The sequence below is a fragment of the [Scytonema hofmanni] UTEX 2349 genome (genome assembly GCF_000582685.1).
Taxonomy (GTDB): domain Bacteria; phylum Cyanobacteriota; class Cyanobacteriia; order Cyanobacteriales; family Nostocaceae; genus Hassallia; species Hassallia hofmanni.
In genome coordinates this window covers 297,329-318,892 of sequence record NZ_KK073768.1, presented here as the reverse complement: position 1 = coordinate 318,892, position 21,564 = coordinate 297,329, and the positions used below count along the sequence as shown (strand labels likewise).

Sequence of the window (21,564 nt, the reverse complement as noted above, 5' to 3'; positions counted from 1 at the left end):
TGGTAAGGAGAGGGATGTCCGGAACGGACAGGGTGAGGTTTTTCAAGGTTTTTGGGTAATTCGATGACTTGTGTGTACATGCTAGCCTGAAAGGACAGAGGGATAGACATCGACCGAAACCTTTGTGGAGACGTTCCGGTGGAACGTCTCTACCCAGACGTTCCACCGGAACGTCTCTACGCAATTATCAAAACAAATCTAAATCTGTCAGCGCACCAAGACTGCTGGAAGATACTAGTTTAGCATATTTCCCTAACACACCTTTGGTATAACGAGGTGGACGGGGTTGCCAATTTGCACGACGACGAGCTAATTCTTCATCGGATACGTTTAATTGCAACAGTCGCGCATGAGCATCAATTGTGATAGTATCACCTTCTTCCACCAGAGCGATCGCTCCCCCAACTGCTGCTTCTGGCGCCACATGTCCAACTACCATTCCGTAAGTACCACCAGAAAATCGTCCGTCTGTAATTAACCCGACTGAATCAGCTAAACCCGCACCGATAATTGCTGAGGTTGGTGCTAACATTTCTCGCATCCCTGGACCTCCTTTTGGTCCTTCGTAGCGAACGACGATAACATCACCTGCATTTATCTGCTTTGCTAAAATCGCATCTAAACAAGATTCTTCTGATTCAAATACTCGTGCAGTTCCCGTAATTTTGGGGACTTTTACGCCAGTAATTTTCGCTACTGCTCCCTCTGTCGCCAGATTTCCTCTGAGTATAGCCAAGTGTCCTTGGGGATACATCGGGTTATTCCAAGGACGAATTACATCTTGGTTGGGGGATGGTTCATCTGGTATATCTGCCAACACTTCGGCGATTGTTTGTCCAGTGATAGTCAGAGCATCTCCGTGAAGTAAATCATGCACAAGTAGCATTTTCATCACTTGGGGAATACCACCAGCTTTGTGTAAGTCGGTAGCTACATAACGTCCGCTGGGTTTTAAATCGCACAAAACTGGAACACGAGCGCGGATGATTTCAAAGTCATCTAAATTAAGTTCGACACCAGCAGTGTGGGCGATCGCCAAAAAATGCAATACTGCATTTGTGGAACCACCAACTGCCATAACCACCGAAAGGGCATTTTCGATAGATTTGCGGGTGATTATTTGGCTGGGTAGAATTTGTTTGCGGATTGCTTCAACTAAAACAAACGCAGATTTTTCTGTACTATCTGCCTTTTCTGCATCTTCAGCCGCCATCGTTGAGGAATATGGTAAACTCATACCCAGCGCCTCAAAAGCGGAAGACATGGTATTAGCTGTAAACATTCCCCCACAAGAACCTGCACCTGGACAAGCTTTGTGTTCGACTTCTGAAAGTTCTTTGTCGTCAATTTTGCCAGCGCTGTGTTGTCCGACAGCTTCAAAGGAACTGACAATAGTTAAATCGCGTCCATCGTGGTGTCCGGGTTTGATTGTACCCCCGTAAACAAAGATAGCCGGGATATTCATGCGAGCGATCGCAATCATCGCACCAGGCATATTTTTATCACAACCACCGATAGCAAGTACACCATCCATACTTTGCCCAGTGCAAGCAGTTTCAATGGAATCAGCAATTACTTCTCGTGACACCAGGGAATATTTCATTCCCTCAGTTCCCATCGAAATCCCATCGCTAATAGTAATAGTACCGAATAATTGCGGCATTCCTCCAGCATTTTTAATACTAGCTTCCGCTCTGAGTGCGAGTTGATTAATTCCCATATTGCAGGGAGTTATGGTACTGTAACCATTAGCTACACCGACAATTGGCTTGATAAAATCCTCATCTTTAAAACCAACAGCACGTAGCATCGCTCGATTAGGCGATCGTTGTACCCCTTGAGTGATAACCTGACTTCTTAAATTATCTGACATCTTTGTTTAATTCCACGCGATCGACACTTTAATTAGCGCTTATGTTACACGATTTTCTCATGCATAGGATGCACAATGAAGCAAGAGTTAAAAGTTAAAAATCTCAAATTTCGTTCTTCGGATTTTGCGATATGGCATACAGCGATTTTACATTCCGCAGAGTAAAGCAAGACTTTGGGTTAAGCACCGTTGAAGGTGGTCGTTTTTTACCAGAAGTTGAACCCATTACACCCAGTTTAGTCTTATCTGGACTATTGGCAGAAAATTTATCGTGGGCGATCGCTGTCGGCACCGAAAAGGCAAAATCTGACGCAATACAGTTCGGTTAAGACAAGAGACGCGATAAATCGCCGTCTTTACAATAAAAAGTCCTTTGTAGAGACGGCGATTTATCGCGTCTTTGTGATCTATAATTTTCATCAAAAAATCTTATCCGAACCGTATTGCGGCGTGTCGGATGTAAAAAAACTTTTCTTTTTTTCCCTACACCCGACACCCTATACCCTACACCCTTTTTATCAACTTTCCCAAGCTGCTTGAAAAAAGTCTCGCTCACACAACATCGCATAACGATAAGTTGAATGTACTAAAGTAGTAGCAGTAGCATAACTTTCCACCAAACCTTCTAATTCCACTGCTAGCGGTTGAAAATCTGCGCTGCTATAAGTGCGAATCCACTCTGCATACTCATGATTGGGAATACCATTACGCGCTAACTCTTCTCCCAAAAAAGCATACAAACGCATACACGGAGACATCGCAGCAGCAGTTAAACCAACATCTCCACCCCAAGCAGTTGCTAATAAAAAGTCAGTATAACGCCTAGTAGCTGCTTGTGGTTCAACAGATTGCAGATTAACTTTCCAAGCTTGGGCATAACTCTGATGTAACTGTAATTCTTGCAAAACACCAGCCGCTAAATTGTGAAATATAATAAATCCTGCCCAATCTGGTGCTTTCGCAGCAGCAATACTGTAAGCACGGGCAAAAGCTTCTAAGAAAAAAGCATCTTGTCCGACATAGTAAGCGAACCTCTGCGAATCTAGCGTACCATCAGCAATGCCTTGAACAAAAGGATGCTTTAAACAAGCTTGCGCTAAATCTTGATTTGCTTTCCACAATTGAGCAGATATAGTCATTTGTTAAGTGTTGGGCATTGGGCATTGGGCATTGGGCAATAAATTAAATGTAGGGTGTGTTGTCGCGCAGCGCAACGCACCATGAATTGCGTAAGTCCTATCTGGAATTGAAACAACGCGATCGCACTATGGGATGAGGCAAGGCGTCATTGAGTGGATCTAACTATAATTAAAAATACCTGAAGAAGTATCTTTACTGCTGCATTTACCTGTAAAGTTTCTTCCAAGGATATAAATAATTACTAAATCAGCAGCGTGATGGCTATAGATTTACGGAAATTTTTTGAAGCAACTGACCCTAGCAAGACTCTAGTTATCACTAATCCAGAAGATAGAAAATATTATATTGATTTTTCTTCGGTGCGGGGTGGAGATATTATCACCAAGCTGAAGCAAAAAATTACCTATTTCAAGCCGGATGACCCCACTTGTACTTTATTGACGGGGCATATTGGTTGTGGAAAATCAACGGAACTATTACGCTTGCAGGGGGAACTAGAAACAGATGGCTTTCATGTGATTTATTTTGAGTCTAGCGAAGACTTGGAAATGACTGATGTGGATATTGGTGATGTAATGCTTGCGATCGCACGTCGGGTCAGCGAAAATTTAGAGCAGATAAATATTGCCGAACCCCGCAGGTTTAAGGAATTGCTGCAAGGTGCGTGGAATGTTTTAAACTCGGAAGTTACCGGGGTGAAGCTGAAGGTTCCCAATGTGGGGGATATTGGGTTTTCGGCTGAAAAGGAGAAATATTCGCTCTCTCTGGGGATTGGGGAAATTACCAGCAAGGCTAAAAGCGATGCAACCTTGCGGGAAAGACTCAATCAGTATTTGGGACCGCAAAAAATCAAGCTTTTGGCTGCGATTAATCAGGAGTTTTTGGAACCTGCGATCGCTAAACTGAAACAGCAAGGTAAAAAGGGTTTGGTGGTAATTGTCGATAATCTCGATCGCATTGATAATCGTATTAAAGCTTGGGGACGAGCGCAACAGGAATATTTATTTGTCGATCAAGGTGAATTTCTCAACAAGTTGAATTGTCATGTTGTGTATACAATGCCACTTTCCCTCAAGTTTTCTAATGATTATGGAATGCTGACACAGCGCTTTGATGACCCGAAGGTGTTACCGATGGTGCCTGTAAAATTGCCAGATGGTAGCGTCCACTCAGCAGGGATGGCATTAATGCGGGAGATGGTTTTAGCAAGGGCATTTCCTGACTTGAACTCAGTTGAGCGATACGGTAAAATTTCAGTAATATTTGATGATGAAATCACCCTCGACCGTTTATGTATGGCAAGTGGTGGTCACGTTCGAGATTTGTTGAAGTTGTTAAATACGTGTATTCAGGAGGAAATGAAGCTTCCCCTTACCCGTGCAACTTTGGAAGCTGTAATTATTGGTCGTCGAAATGAAATGATGTTGCCAATTTCCGATGAAGAATGGGAATTGTTGCGTCGGGTCAAGGAAAAGAAAAAGGTTAGCGATGACCAAGGGTATCAAAAACTCATCCGCAGTCGGTTTGTATTTGAATATCGGGATAATGGGGAAGTTTGGTTTGACGTTAATCCGATTTTGGCTGAAGCAAGAGAATTACAGTAAGAGGGTGTGGGGTGTGGGGTGTAGGGTGTGGGGGATAGGGATAACTTGACCAAAATCTAAAATCCGATGCAGGAAGATAAGGGAGAAACGTCATTAGAGGTGAATAATGAAAAAGCTTTACGGCAACTCGCTTGGGCAATAGAAAACGCTGCGGGAAAGTTTAAGCTGATTTTGGCAAGGTGTAATTATGCGAGTTTGCGATCGCATCTCATATCCAGATTACAAGAAATTTGTCAAGTAGAAGTTAGTGTTTTGCAGTTGCGGCAGTCTGGGAGGACTCTTTATACTGCGATTTATGAGGAATTTGGTGAGGATTTACCTGCTGCATTGATGGTTTTAGGTTGGGAGTCAGTGCAGGGACTTTCCCAGATGTTGACTTCTGCTAATCAAGTGCGGGAAGAATTTCGCAAGCATTTGCCGTTTCCGTTGGTATTGTGGATTAATGATGATGTTTACAAGCAAGTAATGCAGTTTGCCCCAGATTTGGAAAGTTGGGCAACTAGTAAAAATTTTGAAATAGCTAAGGATGAGTTAGCAAATGAAGTGAGGGATATTGCTAATTTGTGGTTTAGCGATAATTTCAGATTAAGTGAAGATGATTATTTCATCTTGGCAGCAGAATTAGAAGCAGCGCAGAAAGATTTATTAGGAGATGAAGAGTTTTTCACTTTGGAATTGCAGGCTGATTTAGAATCTTTGCTTGGTTTGGTTAAAGGAGTCACTAATCAAAAGGATACAGCCATAAAACATTTCCAAAAAAGTCTATTTTTATGGCAGCGACTTAATAATTTAGAACGTCAGCTAAAAAATCTTCATGAGATTGCTTACTGCTATTATTTAAAATCTCTGAGAATTTCAGATAAAACACATCCCGATTGGCAAATAACAAAAAATTACATTGAAGAATATCTAAATTTAATCTACGAGCATCAACAACATAAGTTAATTGCTAATGCTTGCATCAAATTTGGAGAAGCATTACGAGATTTAGAAGAATGGGAAGCTTTAGAAAGGTTAGCAAACCAAGCTATAGAAATACATCAAGCTGAAAATCAATGTTTAAATTTGGCAAGAGATTACGGATTTTTGGCAGAGGTAGCTTTAGCAGAGGAACGCTGGCAAGATGCCAAGAATTTTGCTTGTCAAGCATGGGAAATATCTAATTTAGAAGAAGATGTCAATAAAAGCCTTTATAAATTTCTCCTAGCTAAATCGCAATATCATTTAGGTGAGAAATCAGCCGCAATTCGCAATTTGGAAACAGCGCGAGAATTAAGCGAACCTCTAGAAGATTTAAGGCTTTATCTAGATATATTAAAAGATTTACAAAACCTGTATTTTGAGTCAAAAGAATATCTAAAAGCTTATGAGCTTAAACAAGAGCAATTTTCTGTAGAACAGCAATTTGGTTTACGGGCTTTTATTGGTGCGGGGAGATTGCAATCATTTAAAACAGAAACTTTTAGTACAGAACATAAATATAGGGAAACAATTGCACCGGAAATTGCTGCATCTACTCGTCAATTGGATGTAGAAAGATTAATTGAACGGGTTGGTCGTCACGATTGTAAGCTAATAGTAATTTACGGAGAGTCTGGTGTAGGTAAAAGTTCCCTGGTAAATGCGGGACTTGAACCAGCTTTGAAAAATAAAGCGATTGGTATTAAAGATAATTTGCCTGTGGTAATGCGAGTTTACACTAATTGGCAAGAGGAATTAACAAAGCAAATCACAGAAAACCTCTCTCCTGAAAGAAGAGAAGCTTTAAATTCTCCCCCTTCCCTGCAAGGTTCGGGGGTTGGGGGGTTAGGTTCCCCGATATTCCAGCAATTAACAGAAATTGAAGAGCGCAACATTCGCACGGTGTTGATTTTCGATCAGTTTGAGGAATTTTTCTTTGTTTACACTGAACCAGCGCAAAGACGAGAATTTATGGAATTTTTGGCTGAGTGTCTCAATGTTCTTTCGGTAAAAGTGATTTTGTCGCTGCGTGTGGATTATCTGCATTATTTGCTGGAGTGCAATGATTTATCTAGCATGAAGATTATTGGTAATGATATTCTCAGCAATAATGTTCTCTATAAAGTCGGGAATTTTACACCCAGCGATGCAAAGTCAATTATTCAACGTTTAACGGAGAATGCTAATTTTCCTTTGGAATCTGGTTTAATTGATAAATTGGTGGAAGATTTAGCAGGTGCATTAAAAGAAGTGCGTCCAATCGAATTGCAAATTGTCGGCGCACAGTTGCAAACTGAAGATATTAATATACTGGCAAAATATAGCTTATTGGGTAATAAAGCCAAGGAAGAATTAGTTAAGCGCTATTTACAAGCAGTTGTGGAAAACTGTGGTACAGAAAATATCCCCGTGGCAGAACTTTTGTTGTATTCCCTGACAGATGAAAAGGGGACTCGTCCGTTGAAAACTGGTGTTGAGTTGGAAAGAGATTTAAAGCATGTTATTGCGCTGTCGCGCACCCTCCCTAGTCAATTCGATTTAGTTTTGGAGATTTTAGTTAAATCTGGCTTGGTGTTGGTGTTGCCAGAAAAACCTGATGACCGTTATCAATTAGTTCACGATTATATCGCCGCCTTTATTCGTCAGCAACAGGAACCGAAGTTAAAAGTGTTGATGGAAGAATTGCAGAGGGAAAGAGAGCAAAGAAAAGCCAGCGAAATAAAGTTCAATAAATTTCTCAAACGTGCTTTGGCTGGTTCAATTGCTGCGGGATTTGGGTTTGCGGTGCTGACTGTCACAGCAGGTTATCAAGCATGGGAGGCAAATAAGCAAAAGCAACAAGCTGATATTAATGCATTAGAAGCACAAATAAATTCCTCCGAAACGCTTTTTGCTTCTGGGGAAACCCGTGATGCTTTAATTGCAGTTTTAAAAGCAGCAGGAAAAATTAAACAAGGTGAAGGAAAAGCAGGAAATAACCAAATTCTCATAAAAGCAGCTTTACGGCAAGTAGTATATTCAAACTACCCAGTTACAGAGCTAACAACCCTGACTGGGCATAGCGATAGGGTCATTCGTGTGGGTTGGAACCCCGACGGTAAAATTCTCGCTTCTGGAAGTAACGACAAAACCATCAAACTCTGGGATGCAACTACTGGTAAACTAATCAAAACCCTGACTGGGCATAGCGATGCGGTCATTGGTGTGGCTTGGAACCCCGACGGCAAAACCCTCGCTTCTGCAAGTTGGGACAAAACCATCAAACTCTGGGATGCAACTACTGGTAAACTAATCAAAACCCTGACTGGGCATAGCGATGCGGTCATTGGTGTGGCTTGGAACCCCGACGGCAAAACCCTCGCTTCTGCAAGTTGGGACAAAACCATCAAACTCTGGGATACAACTACTGGTAAACAAATCAAAACCCTGACTGGGCATAACGATGCGGTCATTGGTGTGGCTTGGAACCCCGACGGCAAAACCCTCGCTTCTGTAAGTAACGACAAAACCATCAAACTCTGGGATGCAACTACGGGTAAACAAATCAAAACCCTGGCTGGGCATAACGATGCGGTCATTGGTGTGGCTTGGAACCCCGACGGCAAAACCCTCGCTTCTGTAAGTAACGACAAAACCATCAAACTCTGGGATGCAACTACGGGTAAACAAATCAAAACCCTGACTGGGCATAACGATGCGGTCATTGGTGTGGCTTGGAACCCCGACGGCAAAACCCTCGCTTCTGCAAGTTATGATAATATCATCAAACTCTGGGATGTAACTACTGGTAAACTAATCAAAGCCTTGACTGGGCATAGCGATGCGGTCAATGGTGTGGCTTGGAACCCCGACGGCAAAACCCTAGCTTCTGCAAGTTTGGACAAAACCATCAAACTCTGGGATGCAACTACTGGTAAACTAATCAAAACCCTGACTGAGCATAGCGATGCGGTCAATACCCTGACTGAGCATAGTGATGGGGTCAATGGTGTGGCTTGGAACCCCGACGGCAAAACCCTCGCTTCTGCAAGTTATGATAATATCATCAAACTCTGGGATGTAACTACTGGTAAACTAATCAAAGCCTTGACTGGGCATAGCGATGCGGTCATTGGTGTGGCTTGGAACCCCGACGGCAAAACCCTCGCTTCTGCAAGTTTGGACAAAACCATCAAACTCTGGGATGCAACTACGGGTAAACTAATCAAAACCCTGACTGGGCATAGCGATAGGGTTAATGGTGTGGCTTGGAACCCCGATGGTAAAACCCTCGCTTCTGCAAGTTCAGACAAAACCATCAAACTCTGGGATGCAACTACTGGTAAACTAATTAAAACCCTGATTGGGCATAGGGATGCGGTCATTGGCGTGGCTTGGAACCCCGACGGTAAAACCCTCGCTTCTGCAAGTTCAGACAAAACCATCAAACTCTGGGATGTAACTACTGGTAAACAAATTAAAACTCTGACTGGGCATAGCGATGGGGTCATTGGTGTGGCTTGGAACCCCGACGGTAAAACCCTCGCTTCTGCAAGCTACGACAATACAATAATCTTATGGGATTTCGATTTTGATAATTTAGTCAAAAGTGGTTGCAGTCGCTTAGAAAACTACTTAGCTTTCCATCCGGAAGTGTTAGCCGATCTCAAGGTATGCCAAACACCATCTCTTTTAGCTAGAAGTGCTGAGGTGCTGGTGGTTCAAGGAGAGGAACAAGCGAAAAATGGTGAGATTAAGGCTGCGATTGAGAAATTCCGTGACGCACAAAAGTGGAATCCGCAGTTAAATTTTGACCTAGAGAAGAAAGCACGGGAGTTGCAGAAGAATGGGGGTAGGGGGTAGGGTGTGGGGTGTAGGGAACTGGAGAAAGTCTTACTACATCCCACACCCTCTGACTTTTTTCTCTCCGACACCCGACACCCGACACCCGACACCCGACACTCCCCTAAAAAGGAAAGAACTGAAGTAATACTGACGCCACTCCGCCTAAAAAGTCAACTAAACTAGGTTTGCCGGTGGTTACTTTACTACCTTGGGGTGTTTTCAGTTCGAGAAGAAAAGCTTGCGCTGTTTGCATTCCGGGGTTGTCGTTTTTGCTTTTAAACAGGTTTTCAGCAGTTAGAGCATCTTGAAATGCACCTTGTCGATCTAAAATTTGATAACGGGCAACACCACGAGCGAGATAAGCGCCGGCAAAGTCTGGTTTACTAGCGATCGCTTGATTAAAATAATCAATGGCATGTTGTTGGTTGCCTTTTTGCGCTTCTGCTACTCCCCAAGCATAAAATTCTTCTGGTTTAGCTGCTTGCAATGGTATACCCAACGCTCCTTGCAAGTTTGCACCGTTTAGGCTAACATCATTTAATTCCGCGTTGGCAAGATAGGTATTTCTCAAATCAGTACCCAGCAAATTTGCCCCATTAAGTTTCGCACCACTCAGGTTAACCCCAAATAAACTCGCACCGCTCAAATTGGCACCTGTTAAATCTGCACTGCTCAAGTTGGCACGACTGAGGTTTGCACCACTAAGATTGGCTTTACTCAAGTTCGCTCCAGATAAGTCTGCTAGCACCAAACCAGCGTTGCTCAAATCGCAGCTTTCACATTGTTTGGTTGCTAATAACTGTCTAATGTGTTCAGAATTTGCGGCTTGAGCGACGGTTGTTAAGCTAATTGTGGTTAAAAATACGACTGTGGATAGAATTTGCTTTTTCATAATCTGTGTCAGAATGCTTCTAAGTTAGAAACTTCGCCTGAGAAGTTGACACAGTTATAACTCAGGTTAAAGTATCAAGCATCACTAAATTCTTGATTGTTTTATGTGGAGAATTTCAAACTGTCGCCCGCTGTAGTGCTGTATATATTAGACATCTCCAGAAAAGACGTAAAGACGTTCCGTCGGAACGTCTCTACAAGGGTTTTGGATAACGCATATTTAATTTATACTTCTTATCTCTATTTAGTTATCCCGCTGAGTCAGAGTGAAAACTGCATGATTGTGCAAGTTTACCTCTCCAGTTGTCTGACTGGATGAAGACCAACCCATCTTGACACATAAGCTAAGTGCAAAAGTTAGGACAGCCGCTAATAATAATTTTTCCAGCATAGTCACACCTCACAACCATTAAATAATCACTCAACCACTATTTGCCTTTTAGCGTATGATTTATTTTTCTTCTAATCTAGCTGATAACCGAATGTGGTACAAATGATTTGGATCTGTTTTTGGGGTGACGCTAATCACGTAAATTTAGGTTATGGAGGCGATCGCTGATTATTGACAAGGAACTACAAACAACATAAATAAATTCTGTATTTTTTACTTCTGACTGGGGATCAGTTACATAGAGTCTCCCAGAAAGCGATCGCAACTAATAAGGCAAAGTTGCACCTTTAGTGTTAGCACCATCAAGTCGAGTATTGTTCAAATTAGCACCTTTAAGGTTAGCATTCCCAAGATTAGCACCGCCCAAGTCAGCATAACTCAAATTAGCATTTGTTAAGTTGGCTTTTTCCAGATTCGCACCCCCAAGTTTTGCGCTACTTAAATCTGCACCACTCAAGTTAGCGTTACGCAGATTTGCACCACCTAAATCTGCATTACTTAAGTTTCTTCCCCGCAAGTCTCTTCCTTGTAAGTTTGCACCACCAAGGTTTTTACCTAATTGATTTTTTGGGCTAGAATCTGCTAGTTGCACCACGGATACTTTTTGTGGTGGTAAGTTAGATGTTTCTACAGGTGCTTCTGATGATACATCTTGTGGTGTTAAGTTAGATGTTTCTGATGGCTTGGTTGATGTGTCTACAGTTTTCAATCCCAGATAAATTCCCACCCCAGCTACAAGAGTGGCGCCGGTGAGTACAGCAGCGAGGGTGAAAAGTATGCGATCGCGCAAATTGGACTGATGCATGGTTGCTACCTAAGTAATAGGGATTTTGCCTATTTATTTTCGCGTAATTACCTTGTAATTGTCTACTTTTTTAGACATCTCCAGAAAACAACCCACCAGACGCGTTAGCGAAGCGGAACGAAGTTCAATTTCGCGTCTGGTGGGTTGTTACGATATTTAGTCCAGAGGGATGGTAAAGTCATAAAAGTTAACCGTGCAGGAGATTTTTAACTTGGTTGCATGAGTTTGCTGTTTGTTTGCTTCAATGTATTGCATTTTTGAGTGTGGAATGTGGAATTAAATTGATATTATCATCGGTAAATTATTTACAATATAAAGACGTTCCACCGGAACGTCTCTACTAAATTCGGTGGAACGTCTCTACTAAAAATGGAGATGATTTAACCGATAAAGGGTATACCTGAAACAGCGATCGCACCAGCAATTGCACTAGCTGCGAGGGATGTTAAAGCTGTACCAAATAACCACCAAGCTGCACTGGCAACGGTTTTCTTCGTTTCTTCAGCTTGCTTTTTCCCTAGCTCTTTAATTGCATTCAAACGTCTTTGTGTCTCTTTTTGGATGCGTTCTGCTTGGTGTAAAACGCGATCGCGTGAGGCTTCGATTTGGTCGATAATCTTATTAGCTTGCGTTTCGGAAATATCTTGACGGGAACTAATGACAGCAACTAAAGTATCACGATCAAATTGACTTAAGCGATCGCGCAATGCTTCAAATCCAGCTTGGGGATCGTCAAAGACTTTCGTCACATCTTGCTTAATTGCTTCATAGTTAAGTTCCGGACGATCCAGCGAGTTGAGATAGTTGCGAATTTTCCCAAAAATTCCCTCAACTACCGATTGTACTCTTTGCTGAATCTGTTGATACTGTTCTACAAGTGAGTTGCGAACCGATTCGATTTGATCGACAATGCGGTTTGCTTCTTCTTCGGAAATATCCTCACGTTGAGATAGCAAAGCGACAACTGATGAACGGTCGATTTTAGCAACGCGATCGCTTAAACTTCCAATTCCTGCACGGGGAGAAGACAACAACAATTGTAAATCGCGCTTGATACTATCTGGGTTAAGTTCTTCTTTGTTCGTATTCCGCAAATAGTTTTCTAGATTCGCTTCAAAATCTAAAGCTCCTTTTGTCGCACGATTTGCAAAACGACGTGGTGCTTTGATAATATTGTCAATCGCTGATTGCACAGAATCGATTATCTGATTAACTTGTTCTTCGCTCAAGTTACCGGTGGAAGTGACAAGTTTAGTTAAGGTTTCTCGATCAACTTGCGATAAGCGATCGCGTAAAGCAGAAGCACCTTCTTTCGGATTGTCGAGTAACTTTTCTAAATCTGCTTTAATACCTTCAGGATTCAATTCTTCCAAATTGGTATTACGAAGATATTCGGCAATTGCTGTTGTCGTTTGTTCGTATTGTTCTTTCGCTTTTTGCGGTGCTTGCAAAATATTATCGCGTACCGATTCAAAATTATCGAGAACTTGATTAATTTGTTCTTCGCTTAAATCTTGACGCTGACTCAACAGTTGAACTAATGTATCCCTGTCAAATTGCGAGAAGCGATCGCGCAATAAGCTGATTCCCGCTTGCGGATCGTCCAACAATACTTTAAACTCGCGTTTGATAGCATCGGGATTGAGTTCTTCTTTATTCGTATTCCGCAGATATCCTTCTACTTTTTGACGCAATTCATCAGTTTTAGCTTTTGCTTGTTCTTGCAATTCTTGAGCGCGATTTAAGACATTATCGCGAGTACTTTCAATTGAACCAACAATATTGTTAGCTTCTTCATCGCTGATGTCTTCACGTTGCTTGAGCAATTGTACCAAAGTATCGCGGTCAAATTGTTTAAAGCGATCGCTCAAATCGGCAAAACCCGCTTCTGGATCTTCCACTAACTTAGCAAAATCCCGTTGAATACCTTCTGGGTTGAGTTCTTCCTTTCCAGTCGAACGCAGATATTCTTCAACGCGAGTGCGGAAGTTTTGATTTGTTTGCTGCGATTCTGCTTGCCCAACAACTTCTAAAACTTCGTTGCGATCGCTTTCCATTTGTTCGGAAATTTCTTTGATCCGCTCTTCGCTGATATCACCACGTTGCTTCAGCAAGTTGCTAAAATACTCTAAATTTATTTCTGACAATTGCCGTCTTACTTTTCCAGCATCTGCATTTTGGTCATAAATCACATCTTTGAATTCATTTTTAATCGTCAGCGGGTTAAAATGCCAAGGAAACGAATTCAAAATGTAATCTTCGACATCTGTCTTAATTGTGTTGCTAGCTGCTGGCAATTTTGCCTTTGCTTGCTGGCTTAAATTTTGTAGTTGTTGTCTAATTTTTTCAACATCTACATCTTGAACTTTTTCTTTCAGCTTTTGCAACTGAGGTGTAATTTTATCCAAATCTATATTAGATAAATTTGCATTCTTCAATACTACAGGTACAGCAGCGCTCAAGCCTAATTCAATAGCTTGTTTCATCATGCCATTGCTTTGCTTGCCATTACCGACACCACTTGTGACTAATTCTTGAAGCTTTTCGCCTAATTTATCAGAATTGATTTCTTCCGGAGTCACAGAATTGAGCAAATTCAATACTTGCTCTGTGGGATTGTTTTGTCTATTTAAAACTTGTTGCCAAGCACCTTCTAATTGGTCAGCAATGTTATTTATATCTTCTTGAGAAAAGTCAGATCGGCTGCTGATTAAATCAACAAAAGTCTGGCGATTAATATTTTTCAAAACATCGCGATCGCCAAGAGATTGTAAATCTACATCTTTCAGCAACTGGTCAAATTGATTGCGAATATCTTTGACATCCAGCTTTGGCAATTGCAAAGAACTTAAAGAACTTTGCAGCGTATTTTTGATACTATCGGGGTCAAAACCAGAAGTTAATTCGCGACGAACTGCGGCTGTAATTTCTTCCGCAGTAGAAACCATTTGATTTTTCGCAACATTAGCACCTAAAGCTGCCGTTGCTGTTCCCATCATTCCTTGAAAGCCAGCACTTGCAGTCTTTACAAGAGAACCAATTAATGACCCTACGGCTGTTGAACCTAACCAAACAATTAAGAAAAAGTATGTAGACCAAATCACAACACCGATAATTGCTCCTAAAACTGCGCTACCAATTAAGCTCAGTTTGACTGCGAGAAAACAAGCAGCAAATAAGGCAATACTCGCGGTTAACAGTGCCCAAATTCCTACTTTTGCTTCAACACCACGAATTGTGCTACCCAAGCTTTGATAATCATCATCATCAGATGAGTCACCACCTAAAGTAGAAATTCCCACCGCTAGAGAGAAGTTTGTTAATAAAAATTGAAAGGCAAATGCCATCAATACACCAGATAGCATTGCTACCAAAAACTTCGGTTCCGAAAAACCAAGTGATACTTCGGGAATTACAACTGCCTGAGCAATTGGCAGCGATTGTAATCCGTGTGCTTCGTTTAAGTTCAAAGCTGTTTGCAAACTGGAAAACATATTATTTTCTCACTTTCGCACTTACTACTACTTCAAGCTAACGACCAATTATCTAGATGCACACTGACTTCAGTAATAAATGGCTTTATCAAAAGTAGTAGTTTTGCGTGTAGTTAGGAAATTAATTTTTGATACATTTCTTCAAATAAACTCAGAAAGTATATATAGATTCAAAAAGCAAATTTTTTGCTTTGTTGTTATTAACATATAGGTACGGTAACTCCTATCATACTCCAGATAGAGGTAAAACTTATTCCAAGGGATTGATGACGACTTGACTAATAAAATGGATAAATAGAGTTATTCAAGCGACTAAAGAAAGAAAAATATTAGTATTGGAGAATTTGAAAATGGTTGTGGGAATACATAGACGCGCTGTAGGCGTATTTGCTAATCGCCGGGATGCAGAAGAAGCGCTCCATGAACTGAAAAAATCCGGCTTTGATATGAATAGAGTGTCTGTAGTAGTGCAAGATGCAGACGGCGATAAAAATATAGCTGGTGCGGAAGTTACAGAACGTGTTGGCGATAAATCTGATGAAGGTGCTACAGTTGGGGCAGTTTCCGGTGGTACTTTAGGTGGATTGACAGGCTTATTAGTTGGTTTGGGAACCTTAGCAATTCCCGGAATTGGACCAATTATGCTGGCAGGTGCAGCAGCAACCGCCTTAGCAACAACTTTAGCAGGTGCTGGTATTGGTGCATTAGCGGGGAGTTTGTTGGGTGGATTAATTGGCTTGGGAATTCCCGAAGAACGAGCCAGAGTTTACAACGATCGCGTCCAACGAGGACAATATTTAGTCATCCTTGATGGTTCAGATGCGGAAATTGCCGAAGCGGAAAAAATTCTGCATACTAGTGGTGTAGAAGAGTTTGGCATTTATAACCATCCGGGTGTTCCTAATCAGAATGTCGGTGTGAGAAAACATGCTGTTGGTTATTTCTCAAATCTGAATAATGCAGAATCTGCAATCAACGATTTGCGAACAGCAGGCTTTCCTTTAAGCCAAATTTCTCTAGTTCATCAAAACTCAACCCGTCCCGATGCATTTGCCGGCGTTGATTTACGCGATCGCTTTGATCAAAATAGATGGCATCTACCAGGCGATCGCCATCGCTTTTACAATGAAATAATCGATCAAGGACAATACGTTATCATCGTCGATGGTACAGATGATGAAATTAACCACGCTGCGGCAATTCTCAATCGGCATGGAATTCAACAGTGGCAGGTTTTTGACCCGGAAGCAAGTCCAAGAGGAGATTTGTATCCCAATCCAACTGGCATCGGTAGTCCTGTAAGTAACGCACCTCTGCATAGAAAACGAGCGATCGGTGTATTCTCTGACCGACGTGTTGCCGAAGCTGCAATTACCGATTTACGCGATGATGGAATCTCAATGGATCGCGTTTCAATCATCGGTAAGAATGCAGACCACAACGTTGCTGGTGTGCGTCTAAATGACCGTGTAGACGATACCAAAGCCGACGATGGCGCAAAAACAGGTGCAGTTACAGGTGGTGCATTAGGCGGTTTAGGCGGCTTATTAGTTGGTCTTGGCACCCTCGCGATTCCCGGAGTGGGTCCAGTACTATTAGGTGGTGCGGCTGCAACTGCTTTGGCTACGGCTTTGACAGGTGGTGCAATTGGTGCAGCTGCTGGGGGTATAGCTGGGGCATTAGTTGGTTTAGGAATACCCGAAAAAAATGCCAAAGTTTATAACGATCGCATTAACAGAGGCGATTATTTGGTAATCGTTGATGGCACAGATGCAGAAGTTCACCGCGCTGAAGAAATCCTCAGACGGCGACATGTTGAAGATTTTAACATCTATGATGCTACCGATTTAGATCGTCCAGGCGATCGGTCAGTTGTTACTCAACCAACACCTGTTGTTAACACAACTCAAAGCAATTATGTACCGCCGACACTTGATAGCAACGAACCCTCAGTAATCGTTGTTGACCGTCGCGATGAATCTGTCCGATAAACTTTTTACCTCTGGTTTCTGAGCCTAACCTGTTGGCGATTTGCAAGAATTTCCAGGTCTGATTTGGAAACCAGAGAATGAAAAACTTCCTCCTCACCACTTCACAATTTACTCGTTTCTAGTAATAATTAAACAAATGAAAAAGCTAACTCCCTTCTTAATTAGTTGCGTATTAGTTTTTGGTGCTGCTGCTTGTCAAAACCCCGCTAAAACTAGCGCGGATGCACCAAATGATGCTAATAAAACTGTATCTCAAACCGAAGCGCCAAGCGTAGAAGCAACTGAAGCTGCGAAAGAAGATGCTCAAAGTGAAGTCCGCAGAAGACAGCTAAATGCCGACATTAAGGCTCGTGAAGAACGGAATAATGTGACTGGAGGCGATACCGACAGAGCCGTAGGCGACCTGAAAAGTCAAGTTCGCTCTAAATTGGAAGCTAATATCCCCAACGGTAATTTAGCAGTTGATGCTACAAATGATGGTACAGTAACTGTTACAGGAACTGTAACTAATGAAGCCCAATTAGCTAAGATTGAACCTTTATCTAAAGAAATTAAAGGTGTCCAACAAGTGGTAAATAAAGCAACCGTTGTTAAGAAATAATCCCCGCAAAAATCTTTTTCTTCTCTCAATGTAGAATAAACATGGATGCCAACTTACAACAATCGGAATACGCTACTCCCACTTCACCAAAGGAAATGGTAGCAATTGCAGGTTCAAACCCGCAAAGTCTGCCAATGCTACCACCTGCGAGTGAACCAGAAAACCAATTGCAGGAATTTGGACAACAAGTTTCAGATTCTTTAGCGAAATTGCCGGAAAACTTAGGTAGATTCTTTAGCGAATACAAGAAACCAATTATCAACGTTGGTTTATTTATAGCAGCAATTGTCGCAGTCAAAATAGTTCTGGCAATTTTGGATGCCATCAATCATATTCCGCTGCTATCTCCAACTTTTGAGTTAGTGGGAATTAGTTACTCAACTTGGTTTACTTTCCGCTATTTACTCAAAGATTCGACTCGGCAAGAATTATCTGCTAACATTCAATCGCTCAAAGAACAGACTTTTGGTAGCAATGTTTCAGAAATGTAAATTAACCCCTGCCGATAAGCAAATTTAATTTTGTTAAATGTTGTGTCCGGAATTTTTTTGCTTGTTTGTGGTCAAGTCGAAATCAACTTTCTGACTTGACCGTTTTCTTTTAGGCTATATCGCGTCCAGTAAAGACGTTCGGTGTGGAAGTCTCTACAATGTAAAGACGTTCGATGTGGAAGTCTCTGCAATGTAAAGACGTTCGGTGTGGAAGTCTCTGCAATGTAAAGACGTTCGGTGTGGAAGTCTCTACAATGTAAAGACGTTCCGGCGGAACGTCTCTACAATAATAAAAATTAATTATAGGTTTTTATAAAATCTACCTGATGATAGAGAAAAAAAATGAATTTTTTGAGCTAATTCCCTTCTAAAGATAGTGTAATCATCATAACAAAAACACTTAATCTAGTTTATAAAGTTATTCAATCAGTTGAAAAAGGATTTGATTTATGGCTGAACAAAAGTTTAATAAAGCAGTAGATTCATCCGATCGCGTTAAAGAAGATAATTACGATAGAGGTATTGTGCCTGCGGAAACTGCCGCTCGTAGAGATAGAGAAGGAGATCAATTTAAAACAACCCCCACCGAAGAAAGGGAAGCAAGTGCGCTCACCGACGACCAAACCCACCCTGGTGACAGCATCCGCACCACAGACGGCTACACGGTGGATAAAGAAGGTCTTTTGAACAACTACGCAGTCGAACCGGAAATGTACTACGAGACACCTGGAGATGCCAGCCAAACAGCAGCAGCAGATGAAGCTGCACGGGTCGAAGAACTCGAAGAAATCAACGAAGACAAGCAAGGAGAATTGACCGAAACAGGTGACAAACGCGGTAGAGGTCCGGGTGCCGTTTAGTTTTGCACTCTTAAAGTTTCTCTGATAGTTATACGGCATTTTCACTGCGGCGATCGGGCTTTTCTCCCGGTCGTCGCTTATTTTAATAACGGTGAGTTATCATAATTTGCTAGAATATCAGCCGGATCGTCGTATTGCAAGTAAATAAGGTACACCCCACTCGCGAAGAAAGCGCACCCTCCCCGCTTGCAATACAGTTTATATACAACCCCTACATAATCTCAATGAATTTACTGCTTGACCTTTTCCTGATCGCTGGTGCACCCGAAAAAGGTTTGATCAAGCCCCTCGGTCATCACGAGTTGTTTCTGATATTACTCGAGTTAGCTTTGCTGCTTTTGGTCGCCAGAGGTTTAGGGGAGTTTATGCGGCGAATCCAACTACCGCCGGTAATCGGTGAACTGTTGGCAGGGGTGATCCTGGGTCCATCCATATTCGGGTTAATTCTACCAAGTTTACAAAAGCACATTTTTCCCCGCATTCAAGCACAGTCAGATTTACTTTCAGTAGTTTCCTGGTTGGGAGTGCTATTTTTGTTGGTTGTAACTGGATTGGAAACAGACTTAAACTTAATTGTCCGCAAAGGCAAAATCGCCCTACTCATTTCTTTAGGGGGGATTATTGTTCCCTTTGCCACAGGATTAGGATTGGGATGGTTGCTACCAGATAACTTTTTAGCGAACCCTAACGAACGGTTAATTTTCAGCTTGTTTATCGCTACTGCGATGAGTATCTCAGCAGTTCCGGTAATTGCCAAGGTACTGATGGACTTAAAGTTGATTCGGCGCGACATTGGGCAAGTTACCTTAGCTGCGGGTATGACTGATGATACTCTTGGCTGGATTCTCCTTTCTGTAGTGTCGGGTTTAGCAACCAGTGGCAAATTCGATTTTATAACGGTATTTAGGTCGGTTGCGGGAGCGCTAATATTTTTAGGACTTGCCTTTACCGTCGGGCGATCGCTTATGGCTTGGATGTTACGCTGGGTAGATGATTACATCGGCGGTGCTACGGCTAGTTTATCGGCTTTGTTAGTTTTGGCGCTAGGTGCTGCCGCTTTAACTCACGCTTTAGGTATTGAAGCTGCACTGGGAGCTTTTGTTACCGGGATTCTTGCCGGACAATCGCCACGCTTTAGTCGCGAAGCCGGGATAACTTTAGAAGTGATTACAGCTGGGTTTCTGGCACCGATTTTCTTTGCCACAGCCGGATTAAAGGTAGATTTAGTGCAACTGCTGGCACCGGAAACATTCTTTATTGGTTTAATTGTGTTGGCGATCGCCTGTTTTGGCAAGTTCACTGGTGCCTACATCGGTTCTCGTGCCGGTGGTTTGTCGCACTGGGAAGGTATCGCGATGGGTTCGGGGATGAATGCCCGTGGTGCAATGGAGATTATTGTTGCTACTATCGGCGTTTCCTTGGGCGTGCTAAACCAGCAAATGTATTCGATTATTGTCATGGTGGCGATCGTTACTTCTTTAATGGCTCCGCCTTTGTTACGCTGGGCACTGTCGAAAGTAGAAATCGGTGAAGAAGAAGCTCAACGCTTGCAAAAAGAACAACTCGCAAGCCGCAGTTTTATTAAGCGCATCCGCCGAATACTCCTACCTACTCAAGGCGGACCCAATGTCAGATTAGCTGCTCAGTTAGTTAGCCATCTGGCACATCAGAATACCCTAGAAGTCACGGCTTTGTTTGCTAAAAAAGATAAACAAACCATAGGAAATGCAGTAAACTTTTCTAGGAAAGATGTCAAAATTCATACACCTGAATTAGCGATCGCTGCCGTAGCCGAGCAAATTCACCTGCCGACGGATGGAATGTTGAACACGAAAGTAGAATCAGGAAACGATATTGCTGACGTAATTGTTAAAGAAGCCAGTAAAGGATATGACTTGATTGTTATTGGTGCAACTGAAAGTTCGCGCAAAAGCGGTGCTTTATTTAATGTGCTAGTCGATCGCGTCATTCAAGAAGCTCCTTGCGCCACAATGGTGGTGAAGTCGAATTTGCTCAAAGCCAAAGATTTGGGCGAAGCAATTAACTCTTACAAGATTAGTCAGATTTTAGTACCTACTAGTGGTGGCGATCGCAGCGAATATGCAGTTGAGATTGCTAGCACAATCGCGGCTCAAACCGGGGCGATTGTCACATTAGTTAACGTTGTCAATCGGACTCAGCGCGAGTATATTTTGTTTGAAGAGCAGACAATGCGATCGATAACAGAGATTGCCGAGCAGATTGTGCAACAGCAAGCAGAACTCGGACGGGGACTAGGTGCTGAGGTGAAAACTGTAATTCTGACGGGAATTCCCGAATTAGAAATTCTCAACTTTGCCCATTCTCACCAAGTAGATTTAATTGTCATGGGTAGCACTATTCGGACAGTCACAAATCGCGTGTTTTTCGGACACCGCGCCGATGCTATCCTTAATAAGGCGCCTTGTCCGGTAGCCGTGATTACCTTAAATGGTAATTCGTGGCGTTAAGCGAATAGAATTCGCTACTACACAAAAATAACCCGCAGAACCGAAGCGGGTTTTGTCTTCTGTAGCGATCGCCAGTGCCTTGGAAAGTCAACCACAGCGGTATTGTCCCCATAGTTGCGTTAGCGTTCCTCAGGAAAGGTATCGCTACA

14 protein-coding genes are annotated in these 21,564 nt (G+C 42.3%); 8 read left to right on the top strand and 6 right to left on the bottom strand.

All coding sequences use genetic code 11. The features are described from left to right. Positions 1–187: 187 nt before the first annotated feature. On the bottom strand, positions 188–1,873 hold the full coding sequence (gene ilvD / locus TOL9009_RS0106490) for a dihydroxy-acid dehydratase (protein WP_029631972.1): 1,686 nt from the start codon (positions 1,871–1,873) through the stop codon (positions 188–190). Between the two features lie 131 nt (positions 1,874–2,004). Here ilvD and TOL9009_RS38390 point away from each other — a divergent pair, with 131 nt between their 5' ends. Continuing rightward, entirely contained in the window at positions 2,005–2,202 is a 198-nt protein-coding gene (locus TOL9009_RS38390; protein ID WP_051502822.1) for a hypothetical protein, read from the top strand. Positions 2,203–2,391: 189 nt separating this feature from the next. Here the strand turns inward: TOL9009_RS38390 and TOL9009_RS0106480 are convergent, their stop codons facing one another. Continuing rightward, complete coding sequence (locus tag TOL9009_RS0106480) at positions 2,392–3,012, bottom strand: TenA family protein (protein WP_029631971.1); 621 nt, start codon at positions 3,010–3,012, stop codon at positions 2,392–2,394. 258 nt (positions 3,013–3,270) lie between these two features. Here TOL9009_RS0106480 and TOL9009_RS0106475 point away from each other — a divergent pair, with 258 nt between their 5' ends. Further along, the gene (locus TOL9009_RS0106475) at positions 3,271–4,617 is read left to right on the top strand and encodes an AAA family ATPase (protein WP_029631970.1); all 1,347 of its coding nucleotides are present in this window, start codon (positions 3,271–3,273) and stop codon (positions 4,615–4,617) included. Positions 4,618–4,683: 66 nt separating this feature from the next. Beyond that, positions 4,684–9,420 carry a WD40 repeat domain-containing protein gene (locus tag TOL9009_RS0106470; protein WP_084763143.1) on the top strand — a complete coding sequence of 1,579 codons (4,737 nt, stop codon included), beginning with the start codon at positions 4,684–4,686 and terminating at the stop codon, positions 9,418–9,420. Between the two features lie 103 nt (positions 9,421–9,523). On the opposite strand, the gene TOL9009_RS0106465 is transcribed toward TOL9009_RS0106470, so the two are convergent. From TOL9009_RS0106465 to TOL9009_RS0106455, 4 genes are all read right to left on the bottom strand, one after another. After that, positions 9,524–10,294 carry a pentapeptide repeat-containing protein gene (locus TOL9009_RS0106465; protein ID WP_029631967.1) on the bottom strand — a complete coding sequence of 257 codons (771 nt, stop codon included), beginning with the start codon at positions 10,292–10,294 and terminating at the stop codon, positions 9,524–9,526. Positions 10,295–10,537: 243 nt separating this feature from the next. Continuing rightward, positions 10,538–10,684 (bottom strand): hypothetical protein, encoded by a 147-nt coding sequence (locus TOL9009_RS46955; RefSeq protein WP_186227496.1) that lies wholly within the window; start codon positions 10,682–10,684, stop codon positions 10,538–10,540. A 265-nt stretch (positions 10,685–10,949) separates the two neighbouring features. Further along, positions 10,950–11,489 carry a pentapeptide repeat-containing protein gene (locus TOL9009_RS0106460; protein WP_029631966.1) on the bottom strand — a complete coding sequence of 180 codons (540 nt, stop codon included), beginning with the start codon at positions 11,487–11,489 and terminating at the stop codon, positions 10,950–10,952. A gap of 380 nt (positions 11,490–11,869) precedes the next feature. Next, positions 11,870–14,983, bottom strand: coding sequence for an MFS transporter (locus TOL9009_RS0106455; protein WP_029631965.1), 3,114 nt, complete (start codon positions 14,981–14,983; stop codon positions 11,870–11,872). 350 nt (positions 14,984–15,333) lie between these two features. On the opposite strand from TOL9009_RS0106455, the gene TOL9009_RS0106450 reads away from it, so the two are divergent. The 5 genes from TOL9009_RS0106450 to TOL9009_RS0106430 all read left to right on the top strand — a co-directional run bounded on the left by TOL9009_RS0106450 (position 15,334) and on the right by TOL9009_RS0106430 (position 21,415). Beyond that, positions 15,334–16,974 carry a general stress protein gene (locus tag TOL9009_RS0106450; protein WP_029631964.1) on the top strand — a complete coding sequence of 547 codons (1,641 nt, stop codon included), beginning with the start codon at positions 15,334–15,336 and terminating at the stop codon, positions 16,972–16,974. 136 nt (positions 16,975–17,110) lie between these two features. Continuing rightward, entirely contained in the window at positions 17,111–17,575 is a 465-nt protein-coding gene (locus TOL9009_RS0106445; RefSeq protein WP_029631962.1) for a BON domain-containing protein, read from the top strand. 41 nt (positions 17,576–17,616) lie between these two features. Beyond that, positions 17,617–18,066 (top strand): CAAD domain-containing protein, encoded by a 450-nt coding sequence (locus TOL9009_RS0106440; RefSeq protein WP_029631960.1) that lies wholly within the window; start codon positions 17,617–17,619, stop codon positions 18,064–18,066. Positions 18,067–18,515: 449 nt separating this feature from the next. After that, on the top strand, positions 18,516–18,926 hold the full coding sequence (locus tag TOL9009_RS0106435; protein ID WP_029631958.1) for a hypothetical protein: 411 nt from the start codon (positions 18,516–18,518) through the stop codon (positions 18,924–18,926). Between the two features lie 224 nt (positions 18,927–19,150). Next, the gene (locus tag TOL9009_RS0106430) at positions 19,151–21,415 is read left to right on the top strand and encodes a cation:proton antiporter domain-containing protein (RefSeq protein ID WP_029631956.1); all 2,265 of its coding nucleotides are present in this window, start codon (positions 19,151–19,153) and stop codon (positions 21,413–21,415) included. The last annotated feature ends 149 nt before the right edge of the window (positions 21,416–21,564 follow it).